The following is an 18403-nucleotide window of genomic DNA, read 5'->3' as shown; positions in this document are numbered from 1 at the left end:
TCCTCCTTTGCGAATTTATGAGGGGTCTGACCCCCCACACAATCTCAATTTAAACCCTTTATTATTGTCGAGTCACTAAAAAATACTACCATTAACTATGATCTAAAACAACTTCTCAAAATAGTAAAAGCTAAATAAAAAAACGTTCACAACCAGGTGATTGAACATATTTTTTTAATAAGTTCAATTAGATAATGATATTTGTTATCCTTATATTTCTTGATTTTCAAGAACTACAGCTTCAGCTTACCTAAATAAACTTGCTGTAAAGTGCTTGTGAATATCTCATGATTATCAGCTAGTAATCATAGATAGCCTAGTTTGGAAAAAACTTACTGGTTAACGATAATATAGATAACTATTTTTAATTATCATCAATTGAATAAACTAATAAATATATAACCGATAGTTATATATATAAAATATTAGGAAATTTAGTAATAGAGATAAAGCCGATTAACATATAAAACTCTTAAGTTCATTCAGCAGTAAATTTTATGTGTCTTAATATTAAAAAAATTATAAAGTTGAGACTAAGGATGTTGCGGCAGTTAGGCTAAATACTAATAAAAACCGCCCATTGACATGAGTTAGTGATGAGTGCCTTGCTCAACAAGAATACCTCGGTCTAGAACAAAGATATAGTCGGCATAGAGTAGTCTGGAGTTCTCAATCCTTCAACTCTTACCATTACTAAAATTTTCCTTCGCTTCCGGAAACACTCGGAAAATAAAATCACCAATCTAGACTCTGCTTTCTCAGATTAAAGATAGGCTAAATTTGGCAACACTTCTGCATATATACAATACTATAGCGGTTCTCATTTGGATGTAATCTAGAGCTAACCCCCAGCCCCTTCCCTTGCAGGAAAGGAGAGTAAGATTTAAAGCATCTCTCCTTTTAAGAAAGAGGTTTAGAGAGGTAAAAGTGTATTACATCCAAATGAGAACCGTTTTGATAGCTTATCAATGAATAACTAAGTAAATTCCCCAGATTGCCATTGCTCGTAAGTAAGTGCTAGCGCGGAAAGTACTAGTTGCGGTGATAGCTTCAGGGGTGCGAAATTGGAGACCATTGTTATAAATTTGCTGCACTACAGCTTGTGTTAACCTCAAGGCTTCATTCTTCATTCCCATTTGCACAAGAAAAGCCGCTAGCCCAAAGTTTATCCCTGTCCAAACTTCCAGGGGATGAGTAGCTTTAGGGTTTTCTGGTGAACCGTCAGGACGAACACCATTAGCAGCACCAAACTCACCATTGCAGAATTTCAAAAAGCACGCATCATAAACAGTTTTCAGGGCAGAAAGGGCGCGATCGCTCGGTACAATATCTGGTAAGTCCAGCAGTCGGGCGTAAAATTGTCCGCACAACTGATCTGCCATTACCACATCGGAACCACTTTCACTATCGAGTTTGTAATATTGCCCATTCCAGAGTTTTTCATCGTATATGGGGCGAGATTTTGCCAACAAAGCTTGATAGATGGATTTTTTAACTACTAAGTCCCCTAGATTCACAAGGTTTCTCTCGAATAAAACCTCACTAATAGCGATCGCAGCCTCTAGCGCCGCTAACCACAACCCACCACAATAGGCGCTGACACCCTGTAACCGCCAATCATCAAAGGTTTGATCGGGCGCACCAGAATTTTCAGGAATCCCATCGCCATCAAGATCAAAAGTTTTTAGGTAATCGAGGGTTTGAACGATCGCAGGCCAGCAATCTGCTAAGAATTCTACATCGTCAGCACCTGTGAGCAAAAAATCACGGTATACTTGCAAGACAAAATCACTACCTAAATCTTTCCATAAATTGCAGTCTTGATAGCTGGTGTAATTGGTTTTTTGCCAAACGTGTTCATTCGGTGCGCCTAAATCGTGGGGTGTTGCACCTGCAACTTTGCGAACTGCAATCGGGCTTTCTGCCTTAATTGTCATGTAATAGCCGATTATCCGGGGTGTATCATCACCTTGAGGAATCGCCCGTGCAAATGCCCTCATCACCGATTTTTCCAGTTCGGGAAACAGCATCAGCAGTCCAAAAGAGCCGTATAATCGCACATCTAGACTTTCATACCATCGGTAATCTAGACACTCCAGCACCGCAAACTGACCGATGGGGTCAAGTTCTGATGCTGCACTCCAGAGAGTACCGCCGCTAGTGAGGTCATAAAGCTCATTAAATAGAGCCATTTTAAACCAGTTGGGTAAATCTTCCCGGTCGAGAATGGGTTGTTGCCAAGTTTGAATTTGCGATCGCCAACTTTGGTATTCTTGTAGCGCAGTAGATGCGATCGCCCAAGCATTATTTCCACTTCGATCAAAAAAGTCTGTATATCTGCGATAATAGTTGACTCCGGCGGCAAATTCTGTAATGGGCAAATCCCAAGCGAGGACAAAGGGGATTTCCAGAGTTTCACCTGGTTGGAGAGTGAAACGGAGTGCGATCGCAGCCCCTAACTGTTCACCTTCTGCTACTGGATTTGTATCTATATAATTGGGCAAAGAACCATCTTTCGCAAAGCTTTGCCACACCTCCTCACCCGTTCCTTCAGGATTCCAGCGAGTTTGGTGAAATACTTCCACTTGGGGATGCTTCAGTGTGGCAATACACCAAGTTCCGTCACCTTCTTGCAAAGGTTCATCACTACCAACCCGACTTAAAACACAGCCAAACTGTTGTGTATTTTCAACTATTTGGTTATAGTTACCTTGACTTTCGCCCCAGCGTGGTTGGTATTCGTAAACTGGACTACCATCATCACGCACCCGCACTTGGGGAGATTTCAGGGCATTAGTAAACCAGCCTACCATATTTTGCCAAGTGAGCATGATGCTGAGAGTGATTGGTGCATCTGTGGGGTTGTGGGCATTCCAGAGGAATATTGCCACAGGGTAGCTAGTTTCTTGATAATTACCTGCCCAAACTGGTGAAAATTGCTCACAAGTCAACTGTGCTTGGAATACATTTTCATACACAAACCAGCTACGTGGATATAGTGCGTGATAATTTCCTGTCCCCTCTGCAAGTGTCGGATACCATTGCCAAGCTTTGAGAGTGCCATCATCAGGCGCTTGGGTAGATAAAGCGTAGGCTTGGGAAGATGTGCTATTCGATTCAAACACACTGAATTGACAAGCAGGAATGTTTTTGAAGGTATGTTCACCACCATCGATGTGCCACAGGTTAAAATCTCCCCGTGAAGAACGACCGATGCAACCTGCACCAAAGCCGCCTAGAGGCATACCATGCCAAGGGCCATCATCGATATTACTTTCATAGCGGACGGTATAAGGTTTTTCCCAGCCTAAACCGATAGGACGGCTCCAAGTGCAAGAGGGAATTTTCGGAGAAAGTTGATTTGTCATCGCCTAATGTTACAGCGTGCAGTTACGTCAATGAAGACTAGCGCGATGTGTGATTTTTCTCAAGGGGCACAACGATGTAGGGGCAGGGCATTGCCGTTCCCCTACGTTAGATAGAAATCTTCAGGTTAATATAAACACAATTTACAAATAACCGTACTTAAAAATTAATGCCTTACGACCCGCGAATACATCACCGTCGTTCTATTCGCCTAAAAGAACATGACTACAGTCAACCAGGAGCCTATTTTATTACGCTTTGTACGCAGGGGCGGCAATGTTTATTTGGCAATGTGGTCAAAGGCAAAATGCAATTAAATTATTTAGGTCATATTGCCTTCAACTGCTGGGAGGCAATTCCCGATCATTTTCCGCACATTGAATTAGATACTTTTGTGGTAATGCCTAATCATCTACATGGGGTATTAGTGATTATTGACACGTCTGTAGGGGCACGGCAATGCCGTGCCCCTACAACAGAACGGCAATGCCGTGCCTCTACAACAGAACAATTTGGCAAACCCGTGTGCGGTTCTATTTCAACCGTGATTCGCAGCTATAAAAGCGCTGTCAGCAAAAGTATTAATATTATTTGGCACACCAAGGGGCAATCAATCTGGCAACGCAATTTTTACGAACACATTAGCCGAGATCAAAAACCTTTGGATCGCATCCGACAATATATCCTAGACAATCCTCAGAGGTGGGCAGATGATCCAGAAAATCCACAGCATAATCCTGATGATTGCGAATTCCTATTCGATATACCTTTCTGATTCATTGTAGGGGCACGGCATTGCCGTGCCCCTACCTCGTTAAAGCACGGCATTGCTGTGCCCCTACTTGGTAATCTTTGTTGGTGTCATTGAAATTCAAATTGTATATGTGGGAACTCTAAGAGTAAGCCACATACCGGAGACTAATTTTTATGTCCACAGCCCCAATTAGTGCAACACTAGCGCAATCAGAAAGAGATGCTGTGTTGCAAGCGATCGCTACAATTAAAGAAAAGCTACCATTTTTGATTGATTTAACTAACGAGGAACGGAAAGGTTTACCCAAGATGGGAGATAAAAGCCGCGCCTTTGTAAGCAAAGCATTAGAGGTGGCGACACAGAACCCAGAGTTTTTACCGCGATCGTTTGACCTGGATGAAATGCGGAAGGATGTACAATTGTTTGAGGCGTTGTATCCAGTATTGCTGTCTCTGTCACAATTCCATGAATTGGTGGATGATACATTTTTAGCAGTGGGTAGTGAAGCCTATGCAGCCGCGTTGCAGGTGTATACTTATGCCAAAGCTAGTGGACAAGGCGCTGGTTTAGAGACAGTAGTTGAGGAAATGGGGCAACGCTTCGCCCGTAAATCTCGGAAAGTCAAGCCTCAAGCAGCAGCGTTGTAGAAAATAGCTCGGCGATCGCACTTCTAATACCAATTCACGAAAATCCTGATACATATAGATTTCTTGTAGGGGCATGGCATTGCCATGCCCCTACCAAACTATTTGTATCATTATTAAACTGAAATACTACAAGGTGCAATGTTAAGGTTCAGAACTCGAATGTTGGAGTAAATTGCTCGGCGTTCCGAGTTCTGAACTCGAAGCTTCACCCTCTGAACACAAAATTTCGAGATGAGAACACGAAACTTCGTGCTTTGAACAGCAACATCCGAGATCCAAAGGCGATCGCTCTCCCTTTTAACTCGGAACTTCGTGCTTTGAACAGCAACGTCCGAGATCCAAGAGTGAATCATGGTGAGTTGAGCGCGTAGAGTTATGGTTTTTTCTGCGCCAAGTTATACTTAACCTCAATTTCAAAGTTACTCTCAGCCGAACCCTCAGTTAAAAAGGGAATGCCAGTTTTACCACCCAGCTTGATGCCAAATTTAACTGTTATCTCCTCAGCGTCAGGTAAATTCTTGAATGCACCAACCGCTAACTTGGCATAATCACGAACTTTGTTTTGAAAATCTCTGATATTAACCGTAGGTAAACCATCACGGTATCCCGGTTCCTCTTCTTCTGGAACGTCTGCGGCTGTGTTTGATTCCACATAGATTTCGTACTCTCGATCATCTTCTTTGACAATCAGGCGTTGCACTTGTGACATTAGTAGCCTCAGTTAATGTTTGAGTTGTTACTCTTGTAATATTACGTAAAAACAGATACCTGATTAGACGCTATGCCTCGATATGCCCTGGTGATTGGCATTGCTAAGTATGACAATTTGACAAACTTACCAAAAGCTGTCAACGATGCAGAAAAAATAGCAGAGTTGCTGCGTGAACTTGGTAGGTTTGATGTTCAGCCGTTACCGGGTAAGCTAATCGAGGGTGAAAATCGCTGGCAAGTCACACCGGATAAAAAGTTAATTGGTAAAGAACTCGGTCAAACACTGAGAACATTTCTGCTGGAGAAGGCCAAAGGTAGTGATGCACTGATTTATTTTGCCGGACATGGCTTTGAAGCACTCAGCAACACAGGTGAAGCTAAAGGGTATTTGGCAACATCGGATTGTAATAAAGTAGATGGACAGAATGCGATCGCCTTTGATGACCTCAACACTTTAATTGGTAAATCTCAACTCAGCAGCTTAGTAGTATTGCTGGATTGCTGCTATGCGGGGTCTTTTCTGGAGAGGAGTTTTATCAAGTCTGGTTTCTCCGTTTTCAACAGCAAACAAGACTACAGCTTAATTACAGCCTCTCGTGCCTTTGAAAGAGCGCGTGAAGATGACGAAGGTGGAATTTTCACCAAAGCAATTCTCAAAGGACTTGCTGAGGATAAAGCTGATGAAGCAACCGGGGAAATTAATGTCAATGACTTGATGAGCTTCATTTCACGAGAACTCAAGCAGAGTGGACAAGAACCTATTTACATGGGCGGTGGTAGGTCAATTCCTTTGGTTTGGTATCCACCCAAGAAATTAGTAGTTATTACAAAAGTACTTGACGAATGTCCCTATCGGGGCTTAGAAGCTTTTGACAAGCAACACGCAAAATTCTTTTTTGGTCGTCAAAAAGTAGTTAACCATATTCAACAGAAACTCGACTTGGCGAAATTTGTCCCGATCATTGGCGCATCGGGGAGTGGCAAATCTTCAGTAGTGCGGGCGGGTTTGATTCCACAATTAGATGATAGTGAGTGGCAAGTCTTAGAACCAATTAAACCAGGATTTGAACCTTTAATTAAGTTGCGTGGAGCTTTTCAACAATTTTTTCCAGGGGCTAGAAAAGAGAAGCAACTGAAGGATTTAATTGACAATGAGCAGAATAATTTATCTGCAATTCTCGAAAATCTTCCTAGTTCAGTAAAACTTTTATTGGTAGTGGATCAGTTTGAGGAAGTATTTACTGGCGGTGCTAGTCAGCAAGAAAAGCAGAGATTTATTGACTTACTGACTCAGGTAGTAGAGATTACCGATTCGCGGTTAGCAGTTGTGATTACTATGCGGGCGGATTTTCTCGAACCCTGTTTGCAATATCCCTCCCTGACTCAGTTAATTCAAACCCAGGCTGTTTATATGCCACCTTTAACCGGAGTTGATTTAAAGGACACGATCGCCGAACCAGCCAAACTTCAAGGTCATAGTGTTGAAGAAGGGCTACTACTGAAGATTTTTGAAGATGTGAAACAAGAACCAGGGTTTTTGCCTCTGTTGGAGTTTGCTTTAACCAAACTCTGGGAAAAACGCGATCGCAATCAACATCAACTCACCCTAGAAGAATATGAAAAATTGGGAGAATTAACAGGGGCGTTGAATCTCCATGCAGAAAATGTTTATCTTTACCAAAATTATGAGGAGGAATCCCCAACCCAAGAACGCACTCAGCAGGAAAAAGAATGGATTGAGCGAATTTTTCTGCGCTTAGTACGAACGGGAGAGGCGGAAAAAGACACCCGACAGCGCCAACCAAAAGCCACACTATTAAATATTGCAGGTGATGACGCCAATCAGCAGCAACAACTTAGTGAGTTACTAGATGGGGAAGCGGGATTAGTTAAGGGACGCTTGTTGGTTACAGGGAAAGATGAACAAGGAAAAGCTTGGATTGATTTAGCCCATGAAGCTTTAATTGAAAGTTGGCAGCAGTTTGCTTGGTGGCGACAACAAGACCGAGATTTGCGGCGGTTGAGTCAAAGGTTAAAAGATACGCGGCTGGAATGGGTGAACAAAAGGCAGGATGACAAATATTTAATGCAAGGGGGATTGCTGGCGGAAGTGAGGGATAGCTGGCAACAATTGCAGCCCCATTTACAATCACCCCAAGAAGATGAGGATTTTTACCAGCGCAGCGATGCCCACGAAAAAGACCGCATTGCCGAACTGGAAACGGCACTCACTGAATCACGATTGCGAGAGAAAGCTACGAGGGTAGACAATTTATTGACAGTCCAACCCCTAGAAAGTCTAGTTTTGGCAATTCAAGCTATGGGTGAGAATCTGGATAAACTACCCCAGCAGATTCTCGCACCAGTTCAGAACAGCTTGAATAAAGTGACAAATAAAGCAATAGTCTCCATTCCCTTTCATGGTCATGAGTATTATGTCAGGTCTGTCGCCATTAGCAGCAATGGGCAGACGATTGTCAGTGGCGGTCGTGACGGCACAGTGCGGTTGTGGAACCGCCAAGGTCAGTCTTTAGCTGAACCTTTGCTTGGTCATAAAGGTGATGTCAGTTCTGTGGCCATCAGCAGCGATGGGCAGACGATTGTCAGTGGCGGTAGTGACGGTACAGTAAGGTTGTGGAACCTGCAAGGTCTTCCCTTAGCTGAACCTTTGCATGGTCATAGCAATGTTGTCACTTCTGTGGCCATAAGTGACGATGGGCAGACGATTGTCAGTGGTGGTGAAGACAGGACAGTACGATTGTGGAACCGCCAAGGTCAGTCCTTACCTGAACCATTGTGTGGTCATGAACGTGTTGTCACTTCTGTAGCCATCAGCGGCGATGGGCAGACGATTGTCAGTGGCGGTCGTGACGGCACAGTGAGATTGTGGAACCACCAAGGTCAGTCCTTACCTGAACCATTAGGCGATCATGAACGTGTTGTCTATTCTGTCGCCATCAGCGGCGATGGGCAGACAATTGTCAGTGGCGGTCGTGACGGTACAGTGCGGTTGTGGAACCGCCAAGGTCAGTCCTTAGCTGAACCACTGCGTGGTCATAGCAATTTTGTCACTTCTGTAGCCATCAGCGGCGATGGGCAGACAATTGTCAGTGGCGGTCGTGACGGCACAGTGAGATTGTGGAACCGCCAAGGTCAGTCTTTAGCTGAACCTTTGCGTGGTCATGAAGATGATGTCAGTTCTGTTGCCATCAGCAGCGATGGGCAGACGATTGTCAGTGGTGGTCGTGACGGTATAGTGCAGTTGTGGAACCTGCAAGGTCTTCCCTTAGCCGAATCATTCCGTAATCATGAGGGTTGGGTTACTTCTGTGGCCATCAGCGGCGATGGGCAGACGATTGTCAGTGGCGGTCGTGACGGCACAGTGCGGTTGTGGAACCGCCAAGGTCAGTTCTTGACTGAACCTTTGCGTGGTCATCAGGGTATTGTCAATTCTGTCGCCATTAGCAGCGATAGACAGACGATTGTCAGTGGCGGGCGTGACGGCACAGTGCAGTTATGGAATTTGCAAGGTCAGTCCTTAGCTGAACCTTTGCGTGGTCATGAAGGTTCTATCCATTCTGTCGCTATCAGCGGCAACGGGCAGACGATTGTCAGTGGCGGTCGTGACGGCACAGTGAGGTTGTGGAACCTGCAAGGTCTTCCCTTAGCTGAACCTTTGCGTGGTCATGAAGGTTCTATTCATTCTGTGGAAATCAGCGGCGATGGGCAGACGATTGTCAGTGGCGGTAGTGACAACACAGTGCGGTTGTGGAACCTGCAAGGTCTTCCCTTAGCTGAACCTTTGCGTGGTCATGAACGTTATGTCTATTCTGTCGCCATCAGCAGCGATGGGCAGACAATTGTCAGTGGTGGTAGTGACAGCACAGTGAGGTTGTGGAACCTGCAAGGTCAGTCCTTAGCTGAACCTTTGCGTGGTCATGAAGATTCTGTCTATTCTGTCGCCATCAGCGGCGATGGGCAGACGATTGTCAGTGTTGGTAAAGACAGCACAGTGAGATTGTGGAACCTGCAAGGCCAGTCCTTAACTGAACCTTTGCGTGGTCATGAAGGTTCTGTCTATTCTGTCGCCATCAGTGCCGATGGGCAGACGATTGTCAGTGGCGGTAAAGACGGCACAGTGCGGTTGTGGCGGGGTGGTTGGCGTGCATGGTTGCAAGTCTGTTGCAACAGGTTGCGCTACCATCCCATCTTCACCAATCCGCAAACTGAGGAAGCAAAAGCCGCTTGCGAAGTCTGCCGTAAATATGTTTGGAGTAAAGAACATGGGTAGGGGCACGGCAATGCCGTGCCCCTACAATGGTCTGTACTTATTATCTCCACCATTTAGGCTCAGAACTCCAGTTTTCACCTTCAGAACTCGGAACTTCGACCTCTGAACTCGGAACTTCGACCTTTGAACTCGGAACTTCGACCTTTGAACCCGGAACTTCGACCTCTGAACTCGGAACTTTGACCTTTGAACTCGGAACTTCGACCTCTGAACTCGGAACTTCGACCTTTGAACTCGGAACTTTGACCTCTGAACTCGGAAGTTCATGCTCAGAACAGCAACATCCGAGATCCCAGGCTCAATCATGCTGAGTGAAGGGCGATTATTAATAGTCAATCCATAATTAACAGATACATGATTACAATCACTTAGAGGATGTTTGAAAAGTATTTAGCTGTGATTTTAGGCACTTATCGATCCCCCCTAACCCCCCTTAAAAAAGGGGGGAACCGAAATCAAAGTCCCCCTTTTTAAGAGGGATTTAGGGGGATCTAGAACGTTTTGCTACCTACAATAGGACTTTTCAAACAATCACCAATCCAACTCCTCATCGCATTCTTGGATCGGAGTTGCTAGCCCTTCTTTGATAGATTCTCCCATTCCAGGTATAGATAACAAGTAAAGAGTCTCCTGAATTGCAGACCAGTCTTTTTCCGCCAGCAGAATCGCATTACCGCGATCGCCCTGAATGATCACAGGCTTACCCTGCTCTGCAACTTGGTCTATCAGTTCTTGTAAATTATTTTGAGCATCGTTGACAGGAAGCGAAGACATCATGCTTTTTTAGCTGACGATAACTTTACTTTAGTTTATCTACAAACTTATGCAAGTAAGTAGGGAGCATCGCTTTGATCATCAAAAATGCCATTGCTTGGTGTCTAATGGTACGTCTACGCTTACCCTGAGAACTCGGATATTCTAAACTGGAACTACATTGTTTGCGATCGCTGATGGCACAAATCACATTTACAGCTATTTTCAGTAAATAGACCACGCAGTAGGGGCACAGCAATGCTGTGCCCCTACTAGAAATTAGATAGGAGGTAAACAATAATGCTACGAACCATTGAAGGAATTTATAAAAACGGCAAAATCGAACTAGCCCAAACACCACAAGGTATTAGTGAAAGCAGAGTTTTTGTTACTTTCTTAGAAACAAAACCCACGACTTGGCCAGAAACAATTATGCAACATCAAGGTGTAGTAGAAAGTATCATTTTTGAGTCCTACAGAGACGAACTGCTACCACCTAACGAAATCGAGTTGTAATCATGGGTTAGTTACGCGATCGCACCTTTAGTTTGGCTGCCACGGAATGTATCGGAAATGGGGCTTTAGACTATTAATTGTATTCTTGGGGCTGTGGCTACTCCTGGATCTGGGTTCCCGCCTGGGAGCAGAGATTTTTTGGTTTCAGGAAGTCGGCTACCTCCAAGTTTTTCTTTTGAGGCTGTTGACTCGCGGTATTTTGTGGGTAGTCGTGGCTGGGGTAACTGCTGCCTATCTACTATTAAATCTGGCTCTAGCACAACGACTAAAATATTCCCAGTCTCTGAAGATTGAAGAAGTCAGGCGTGAGGAAGCAGAACTCACCAGTGAATTAACAAATTTTCTCAGCCCTAGTTATCCAAGACGCAACGAAACCCGGAGACTTCCGCCGCAACGCTTTAAAAAACTGAGATTGCGGGGGTTATTACCTCTAACTCTAGTACTGAGTTTGTTAATCGGGTTGATGCTGGTTCACTATGGTCAAATTGCTCTTTCTTACTGGCATTCTCCAGTTGATCGGGGTATTCTACCCATTCCTGCTCTATTTCGACCAGAGACAATCTGGCAACTCTTGAGGCAAATTGTCTCTCAAGTCTGGTATCTCGGTTTAATTGGGGGAGTAGCGATCGCAATCTTAATCTATCCCCAATTTTTACTCACTGCGATCGCAATTTTATTCTGTCCCATTTTTGCATTCATCCTATTCCAACACTGGCCAAAGGTGCTGCAATATTTCCACCCCACCCCTTTCAACACCACTGACCCTTTATTTGGTCGAGATATCAGCTTTTACATATTTTCTTTACCCGTTTGGGAACTGTTAGAACTTTGGCTGATGGGATTATGTTTGTATGGCTTCGTCGCCGTTACCCTCACTTATCTTTTGTCAGCAGACAGTTTGAGTCAGGGAATTTTCCCTGGTTTTTCGCCCCAGCAGCAGCGTCATTTATTCGGTATGGGTGGCTTGTTGATGCTGGTGGTGGCTTTAAGTTATTGGCAAAGTCGCTATGAACTCGTGTATTCTAGCCGGGGAGTAAGTTATGGTGCCAGCTATACGGATGTCACAGCCCAGTTGCCAGCTTACACCTTTTTGTGCTTTGTGGCTGTGGCGATCGCCTTTTACCTACTTTGGCGAACGTTTTTCTGGAAACCTAAATCTCAGCATCGTCTCTTAGTATTTTACAGTTTGGGGATTTATCTAGTACTAGTTGTAGCAGCTGACGTTGTTCTACCTACTATGGTGGAATATTTAATTGTCCAACCGAATGAGTTGCAGCGAGAGCAACCCTACATTCAGCGTACTATTGCCTTAACTCGCCAAGCATTCGATTTAGAAGCGATCGATGCCAAAGGCTTCAATCCTCAAGGAACACTGACTGAAGCTGATATTCAAAAAAATGACTTGACAATTCGGAATATTCGCCTTTGGGATCAGCGACCACTATTAGAAACTAACCGTCAACTACAACAAATTCGGCCGTATTATCGGTTTCCCGATGCCGATATCGATCGATATACTCTGAAAACAGATGTAACTTCACGCCAACCATTAGCGTCCCAAAAGTTACCAGAACCTAAGCAGGAAGCAATTGAACCAACAGAACGGCAACAAGTACTGATTGCTGCGCGAGAATTAGACTACAATGCTGTACCCCAGGAAGCTCAAACATGGGTTAACCGCCATTTAATTTATACCCACGGTTTCGGGTTTACTGTTAGCCCAGTTAATACAGTTGGGCCAGGTGGACTACCAGAATATTTTGTCAAAGATATTAGTGATGATAGTAGCGCTCTCACAACTTCCAGTAAAGCCATTCGTGAAAGTATTCCTATTGGGCAACCCCGAATTTATTACGGTGAAATAGCCAATACTTATGTAATGACTGGCACAAGAGTTAGAGAGTTAGACTACCCCAGTGGTAGTGACAATGTTTACAACTCTTACGATGGTCTGGGTGGCGTTGAAATCGGTTCAGCATGGCGACGCTGGTTATTTGCCATGCATTTGAAAGATTGGCAGATGGCGCTGACGCAAGACTTTTTACCAGAGACAAAATTGCTCCTGCGGCGAAATGTCAAGCAAAGAATTCAAGCGATCGCACCTTTTTTGAAATTTGATAGCGATCCCTATTTAGTAGCTGCTGTTGCTAATCAAGATTTCCCCAGTAATCCCAGTTATCTTTACTGGATTATTGATGCCTACACAACGAGCGATCGCTATCCCTACTCAGACACTGGTAGCGATGGGATCAACTACATTCGCAATTCTGTCAAAGTAGTGGTTGATGCCTACAACGGCAGTGTGAATTTTTATATTGCCGATTCCAGCGATCCGATAATTGCCACTTGGTCAGGGATATTTCCCCAAATGTTTAAACCGCTCAGTACAATGCCTGTTAATCTCCGCAGTCATACCCGCTATCCTGTGGACTTTTTCAAAATTCAATCTGAGCGGTTGATGACCTACCACATGACCGATCCCCAGGTATTTTACAATCGGGAAGACCAGTGGCAGATTCCTAATGAAATCTATGGCAGTGAACCCCGTCCTGTAGAGCCCTACTATTTGATTACTAGTCTACCCACTGCACCGGTTGTTGGCGCAGCCTCTGGTAGAGAAGAGTTTATTTTGCTTCTACCCTATACTCCCAGACAACGGACTAATTTAATCGCTTGGTTAGCGGCGCGATCGGATGGTGTTAATTACGGTAAGTTATTGTTATATACTTTTCCTAAAGAAAGACTGGTCTATGGGCCAGAGCAAATCGAAGCGCGGATTAACCAAGACCCAGTAATCTCTCAGCAAATTTCCCTCTGGAATCGCCAGGGCTCGAAAGCCATTCAAGGCAATCTATTAGTAATTCCTATTGAGCAATCGCTGCTGTATGTCGAGCCAATCTATTTAGAAGCTGCACAAAATAGCTTACCAACCTTGGTGCGGGTAGTAGTGGCTTACGAAAATCGAATTGTCATGGCCCAAACTTTAGAGCAAGCATTGCAGGCAATTTTTAAACCAGAAGTTACACCAGCCCCTGCAATTATCCGTCCTTTTGAAGAAGTTGCCCCACCAGGTTAAGGGATTATAAAAAACATAGTAGGCGACAGGGAGCGATTGCCATTAACAAAATTTATTACAACAGACATAGTTTAATAGTCCAACATAATGTAATAGACACTAAAAGTTAATGAACATGCTACAAAGTAACCAACTAGAGATCCGCCACATTAGTCCGAAAGTGAGGCAGTTGATTAAAATGTACGCCGATGTTAATAACTGTACGCAGTCTGAGATGCTGGAACGGATTATTTTGGAGTGGAACGCCCAACAAAGCGAGAGCGAAAGACCGCCAGGAGACGAAGATGAATAGCTTTCTGCCACAATCTTTAGTCTAATTGTAGCGAAAGTCTTTTATTAATTTGGTTCTCTAGCTCAAGAAGAATTTTTCAGAGATTGGGTCTTTTTTGAGGGATTGAATAAAATCCCTCAAAGTCATCATACTGCCCGTTAAGGTGAACTTAGGAGTACCATTTTGAGCAACGATTCTCACTTCACCGTCTTGGATCTGAATCTTATTTTTAATGCTATCCCATAGACTATCGAAGCTCTCATCATCTTTACAACCATCTGCTTCAATAAATCTTTGGTGTACTTCTGTTTTTAATGCTAGTGCTTCTGCTGCTTGAGTCCGCGCCTCAAAGTGCTTAACTACATCTTCATAAGCACTTTCCCTCAGAGTTTTGTTCTCAGCCTGAACTTGCTCTAACTGAGTTTTTATAGCTTGCAATTGGGATGCTAAAGCGGCTGATTTCTGGTATTCAAGTTTTAAGGCTTGCTTTGCATTGGCTAACAAGGTTTTATAATCTAGCTGATCTCGATCTTGATTTTTTTCGGATTGCATTTTTATCTCTCGATCAACAGATTTTAGGTGAGAAGCTCTCGTCAGTTATATGACAAAAACTGGCGAGAGCTTAGTAAATATTATGTGGGTTATCTAAGTATTAGTTATTTCACCAATAATGGTGATTCAGAGGTAGGATTCTCCTGGATACTACTCAAACAAGAACTAATATGCAAGCGGATAGCTCGCTCATAAACACTAGTCTGTTGTGTGCGTACACCTACAGCCTGATATATTAAGTTAATGTCTGGAAATTCAGACCAATACATCAAAAAAATGTCTTTAGCTGGAGTAATAATTTCATAATTATTCTCTTGTCTTTTCTTTCTAAGCTTACAATTATTTAGCTGTAATTTTTGTCTGAATAGTTTTTCAAATTCTGGAATTAAATCTGAAGTAGTTTTCATGTGTTATACACGTTAAAACGTGTTAATTATGCAAAGACTATCTGGTGATATTACTAAGTATGACACTTCAGATACCTCTTACAATATAGTGTATCAGTTATCGAGTCTTTGAGAATTTGAGGTTAATTTTCTCTTTTTACGATTAGAGAAGAAGGGACTAGGGATTGGGGGACTGGGGAAATAGTTAGCAGAGACACCTTAATAATCGGACTGCGAAATCATCTTTGGGTTAGAGCCTTATAAGGTATTCAGTACCTACAGGCTACAGCCTGGGCCTTCAAGACCCTCTGGAAAACAGATTAATTCTAAGTAATCTGGATTTTCCACGAACTTTTTAGCGGCCAGTAATCCGGCAATACTCCAAGTTTGATTGATTCTGGCTTCTTTGCCAATTAAACGACCATTGTTGCCATCGTAGTATTCCGGGAATTTGTCCTTAAATAAACGCTTTTCGGCGATCGCGATTGCTGCTTGAGCAAGTTCTGTTCTACCTGCTTTCTGTGCCGCAGCCACAAATAACCACAGTAAAACTGGCCAGTTACCACCGTTGTGATAAGACCAAGCGCTGTTCTTAGAGTCACATCCTGTAACAATTCTCCACTCTAAACCATCCATTGCTGGAAAGCAAATTTTAACAGGCATATAGCCGATCAAGTCTTGCCAGCGTTGGGCAAATAAATTCATAATGCTTTCAGATTCTTTGTCGCTGGCTAAGGAAGCTAAAATTGCCATTAGATTTCCCAGAGCAAAAAAGCGAAAATCCATCCGTCCCGGCCCTAGATTTCCCGCTAAATATCCTCCAGTTTCGGGCAACCACTCGGTTAACCAAGTGGGGATTGATTCTGAGTGGATATTGAATTTATTAACAATTTCTTTACCAAATTCGTTACCCTTATAACGATATATTTCCCCCAATCGCTTTAGGTCTAGCCAATAATAGTTGCGGATATGATATTTCAAAGATCCCAATCGCCTATTGACTTTGCCGAGGTAAATATCGCCGTCTCCATCTGATAAAAGCAATTCACAAGCTGCCCTCAGAGACGCGTAGAACAAAGCTTGAATTTCTAGAGGATGTTCGTAGACTCCCATCCGACGGTCAATCATAAACGCGCCATCGGGAACTAACATGGTTGGGTACATGGAAAACCGATGTACTAGGCAAAGATCCAAAATTAATTTGATTCCGGCTTGAAAATCTGGCTGACGCGCCAAGGACAAATCGCCTGTAGCCTTTTCATAAGCCCGTAGCAAGAGAATCCACCACATACAAGAATCAATTGGGGGAACACGAGCGATCGCCTGCTCACCAAAATCAGCGACCAAAAATTCCTCATTCCCATTAAAATGTACTTTGAAACTTGCAGGCATCAAACCCGCTCCTGCTTCAAAGCAATCCATTTGCTTTTCATGACTTTGTAATTTCAGTGTTTCTACTAAGAAGTTACGGACAATCTCTGCCTTTCCGTACATCAGAAACACCAAGGCAGAAGGCACAAAATCGCGGAGAAAGCACTGGTCATAATTGAGTGCATCTACCTCTGGATCGTGGGCAGCTACAGTCCCAATGGGTTTTCCCTGGTAATAGATTATGGACTTTTCCAAAAATTCCCAGGCTTCTGCTTCCAGTTGACTGTTCGGATCGATCGCGCTATTCATGGGCGTTTAATTCCACTACATAATATGTATCGGCTTAATTGTGGAAAGTACGCCAGCCTTATCTCAAGCTGACCGGGTTTTCTAAAAGTCAGCATACAGAATTCATCTCAACAATGTCTGATTCTTGGGAGACATCTGCCTGAAGCAGTAGCGACTTCACACCCCAATTTTTGATATTTCCGCAGGCTTTTTGCAATGCCATTTCTTCTCTATCTACCGCAGCTTCAGGGTTTTTGCGGTAATTTATGGCGATATTGCACCCTTGTTGAGCGAGTCTGATAGCGATCGCCTGACTTAAAGCGTTCTTTCCCTATAACCCTATCATATTTCCTCCCTAAGCTGCTTTTGCTTGAATTTGAACTCAGTCAAACAATTTGGGATTTTAGATTATTCTTTTCAATATATCTAGTGGGACTTGTTAAAGAATGAGAGCTAATTTGGTATTAACTCCTATAGAGATTAATACTTTATAGACATGATTTATAGTGCCTTTAAAAGTTTTATTGTCAGTAAAAAAATAGTTACTTCTTCTCTACAGTATTAAAGTAAAATATTAGTGCAGATATCAAACTTATAAGCCTTGTTATAGAGGCAATCCAGGAATTGCCTCTGTCGAGATTGGTACACCCAACCATTGGTGTCAACTTAAGCCCCAGCGAATATAATTCGCGGCTACACAGGCAAAGTCTGCCTACGCGAACTAACACGAAATTAAGGCTTTTTAACCCACAGAGGTGGATTTTCTTTGTGTAGACGCGGTTTCTAACCGCCCATTTCGCGTTAAGTTAACACCAATGACACCCAACCTACCGCTACAAAAAATTATTTCCTAGCAATGATCCACACTGCATGAATAATTCCAGGAATGTAACCGAAAAGTGTCAAAACAATATTAATCCAAAAGTCTGTACCAAAGCCTACTTGTAAAAAGACTCCCAAAGGCGGTACGAAAATGGCACACAGAATCCGAACTAAATCCATTTAAACCTCCTATTAATCTCAACTAAAATAGCTTGTTGAGGAAGTTATTCACCACTGTTCAAGCATATTTGTACTTTTCAAAGATAACATTCTCTCTCTCAATCGAGGTCACGCTTAAGATGCGGTAAACCGCACTCAAGATTAGCCACCGCTAATTTTGGCTTTATAACCTAGCTTGGTCAAAATCTCAACAATTTTCTGCTTGTGTTCACCCTGAATTTCAATTTCGTTATCTTTAAGTGTTCCACCTGTCCCACACTGGGTTTTCAACTGCTTCACCAAATCTGCCAAAGTTCCCGCTCCTTAATTACCTTGGCATCCGGCTGGTAAGCTTCAATCTCAGTAGGCGATAAAACATCTTTAACCTCTAGCAACCGTTCAATGGTGTCTAGCCGCTCATGCAGTACGGACACCTCACC

Annotated in this window: 13 protein-coding genes and 2 pseudogenes; 6 read left to right on the top strand and 9 right to left on the bottom strand. The window is 43.4% G+C overall.

Annotation, left to right across the window (positions count from 1 at the left end; genetic code table 11):
• Positions 1-965: 965 nt before the first annotated feature.
• Positions 966-3368 carry a GH116 family glycosyl hydrolase gene (locus CDG79_RS05400; protein WP_094341213.1) on the bottom strand — a complete coding sequence of 801 codons (2403 nt, stop codon included), beginning with the start codon at positions 3366-3368 and terminating at the stop codon, positions 966-968.
• 167 nt (positions 3369-3535) lie between these two features.
• Here CDG79_RS05400 and CDG79_RS05395 point away from each other — a divergent pair, with 167 nt between their 5' ends.
• Entirely contained in the window at positions 3536-4141 is a 606-nt protein-coding gene (locus CDG79_RS05395; protein ID WP_094341212.1) for a transposase, read from the top strand.
• 152 nt (positions 4142-4293) lie between these two features.
• Positions 4294-4767, top strand: coding sequence for a hypothetical protein (locus CDG79_RS05390; RefSeq protein ID WP_094341211.1), 474 nt, complete (start codon positions 4294-4296; stop codon positions 4765-4767).
• Between the two features lie 373 nt (positions 4768-5140).
• On the opposite strand, the gene CDG79_RS05385 is transcribed toward CDG79_RS05390, so the two are convergent.
• The gene (locus CDG79_RS05385; RefSeq protein ID WP_094341210.1) at positions 5141-5476 is read right to left on the bottom strand and encodes a CU044_2847 family protein; all 336 of its coding nucleotides are present in this window, start codon (positions 5474-5476) and stop codon (positions 5141-5143) included.
• Between the two features lie 72 nt (positions 5477-5548).
• Here CDG79_RS05385 and CDG79_RS05380 point away from each other — a divergent pair, with 72 nt between their 5' ends.
• The gene (locus CDG79_RS05380; RefSeq protein ID WP_094341209.1) at positions 5549-9769 is read left to right on the top strand and encodes an nSTAND1 domain-containing NTPase; all 4221 of its coding nucleotides are present in this window, start codon (positions 5549-5551) and stop codon (positions 9767-9769) included.
• Positions 9770-10300: 531 nt separating this feature from the next.
• Here CDG79_RS05380 and CDG79_RS05370 read toward each other — a convergent pair.
• Positions 10301-10546, bottom strand: a complete 246-nt coding sequence (locus CDG79_RS05370) for a type II toxin-antitoxin system Phd/YefM family antitoxin (RefSeq protein WP_223278019.1) — start codon at positions 10544-10546, stop codon at positions 10301-10303.
• 276 nt (positions 10547-10822) lie between these two features.
• Between CDG79_RS05370 and CDG79_RS05365 the strand changes: the two genes are divergently transcribed.
• The 3 genes from CDG79_RS05365 to CDG79_RS05355 all read left to right on the top strand — a co-directional run bounded on the left by CDG79_RS05365 (position 10823) and on the right by CDG79_RS05355 (position 14406).
• Complete coding sequence (locus tag CDG79_RS05365; protein ID WP_094341206.1) at positions 10823-11038, top strand: hypothetical protein; 216 nt, start codon at positions 10823-10825, stop codon at positions 11036-11038.
• 46 nt (positions 11039-11084) lie between these two features.
• Positions 11085-14114: a UPF0182 family protein gene (locus CDG79_RS05360; RefSeq protein WP_094341205.1), complete on the top strand. Its 3030-nt coding sequence runs from the start codon at positions 11085-11087 to the stop codon at positions 14112-14114.
• A gap of 109 nt (positions 14115-14223) precedes the next feature.
• The gene (locus tag CDG79_RS05355) at positions 14224-14406 is read left to right on the top strand and encodes a hypothetical protein (protein ID WP_094328683.1); all 183 of its coding nucleotides are present in this window, start codon (positions 14224-14226) and stop codon (positions 14404-14406) included.
• Positions 14407-14463: 57 nt separating this feature from the next.
• Here the strand turns inward: CDG79_RS05355 and CDG79_RS05350 are convergent, their stop codons facing one another.
• The 6 genes and pseudogenes from CDG79_RS05350 to CDG79_RS05325 all read right to left on the bottom strand — a co-directional run.
• Positions 14464-14937, bottom strand: a complete 474-nt coding sequence (locus CDG79_RS05350; protein ID WP_094341204.1) for a hypothetical protein — start codon at positions 14935-14937, stop codon at positions 14464-14466.
• Positions 14938-15041: 104 nt separating this feature from the next.
• Positions 15042-15344, bottom strand: coding sequence for a hypothetical protein (locus tag CDG79_RS05345; protein ID WP_094328685.1), 303 nt, complete (start codon positions 15342-15344; stop codon positions 15042-15044).
• A 255-nt stretch (positions 15345-15599) separates the two neighbouring features.
• Complete coding sequence (locus tag CDG79_RS05340; protein ID WP_189524888.1) at positions 15600-17003, bottom strand: glycoside hydrolase 100 family protein; 1404 nt, start codon at positions 17001-17003, stop codon at positions 15600-15602.
• 94 nt (positions 17004-17097) lie between these two features.
• A pseudogene (locus CDG79_RS43425) lies at positions 17098-17289 on the bottom strand (sugar dehydrogenase); the annotation flags it as partial.
• A gap of 536 nt (positions 17290-17825) precedes the next feature.
• Complete coding sequence (locus CDG79_RS05330; RefSeq protein ID WP_094328686.1) at positions 17826-17984, bottom strand: YqaE/Pmp3 family membrane protein; 159 nt, start codon at positions 17982-17984, stop codon at positions 17826-17828.
• A 141-nt stretch (positions 17985-18125) separates the two neighbouring features.
• Positions 18126-18278 (bottom strand): annotated as a pseudogene (locus CDG79_RS05325) (translation initiation factor); the annotation flags it as partial.
• Positions 18279-18403: the final 125 nt, after the last annotated feature.

The sequence above is a fragment of the Nostoc sp. 'Peltigera membranacea cyanobiont' 232 genome (assembly GCF_002245985.1).
Taxonomy (GTDB): domain Bacteria; phylum Cyanobacteriota; class Cyanobacteriia; order Cyanobacteriales; family Nostocaceae; genus Nostoc.
The sequence above is the reverse complement of the archived record's forward strand: the minus strand, read 5'-3'. Positions and strand labels throughout refer to the sequence as shown.

Excerpts from the sequence above, each read along its gene's own strand:
- CDG79_RS05400 (WP_094341213.1), bottom strand. The coding sequence starts at position 3,368 with ATGACAAATCAACTTTCTCCGAAAATTCCCTCTTGCACTTGGAGCCGT.
- CDG79_RS05395 (WP_094341212.1), top strand. The coding sequence starts at position 3,536 with ATGCCTTACGACCCGCGAATACATCACCGTCGTTCTATTCGCCTAAAA.
- CDG79_RS05390 (WP_094341211.1), top strand. The coding sequence starts at position 4,294 with ATGTCCACAGCCCCAATTAGTGCAACACTAGCGCAATCAGAAAGAGAT.
- CDG79_RS05385 (WP_094341210.1), bottom strand. The coding sequence starts at position 5,476 with ATGTCACAAGTGCAACGCCTGATTGTCAAAGAAGATGATCGAGAGTAC.
- CDG79_RS05380 (WP_094341209.1), top strand. The coding sequence starts at position 5,549 with ATGCCTCGATATGCCCTGGTGATTGGCATTGCTAAGTATGACAATTTG.
- CDG79_RS05370 (WP_223278019.1), bottom strand. The coding sequence starts at position 10,546 with ATGATGTCTTCGCTTCCTGTCAACGATGCTCAAAATAATTTACAAGAA.
- CDG79_RS05365 (WP_094341206.1), top strand. The coding sequence starts at position 10,823 with ATGCTACGAACCATTGAAGGAATTTATAAAAACGGCAAAATCGAACTA.
- CDG79_RS05360 (WP_094341205.1), top strand. The coding sequence starts at position 11,085 with ATGTATCGGAAATGGGGCTTTAGACTATTAATTGTATTCTTGGGGCTG.
- CDG79_RS05355 (WP_094328683.1), top strand. The coding sequence starts at position 14,224 with ATGAACATGCTACAAAGTAACCAACTAGAGATCCGCCACATTAGTCCG.
- CDG79_RS05350 (WP_094341204.1), bottom strand. The coding sequence starts at position 14,937 with ATGCAATCCGAAAAAAATCAAGATCGAGATCAGCTAGATTATAAAACC.
- CDG79_RS05345 (WP_094328685.1), bottom strand. The coding sequence starts at position 15,344 with ATGAAAACTACTTCAGATTTAATTCCAGAATTTGAAAAACTATTCAGA.
- CDG79_RS05340 (WP_189524888.1), bottom strand. The coding sequence starts at position 17,003 with ATGAATAGCGCGATCGATCCGAACAGTCAACTGGAAGCAGAAGCCTGG.
- CDG79_RS05330 (WP_094328686.1), bottom strand. The coding sequence starts at position 17,984 with ATGGATTTAGTTCGGATTCTGTGTGCCATTTTCGTACCGCCTTTGGGA.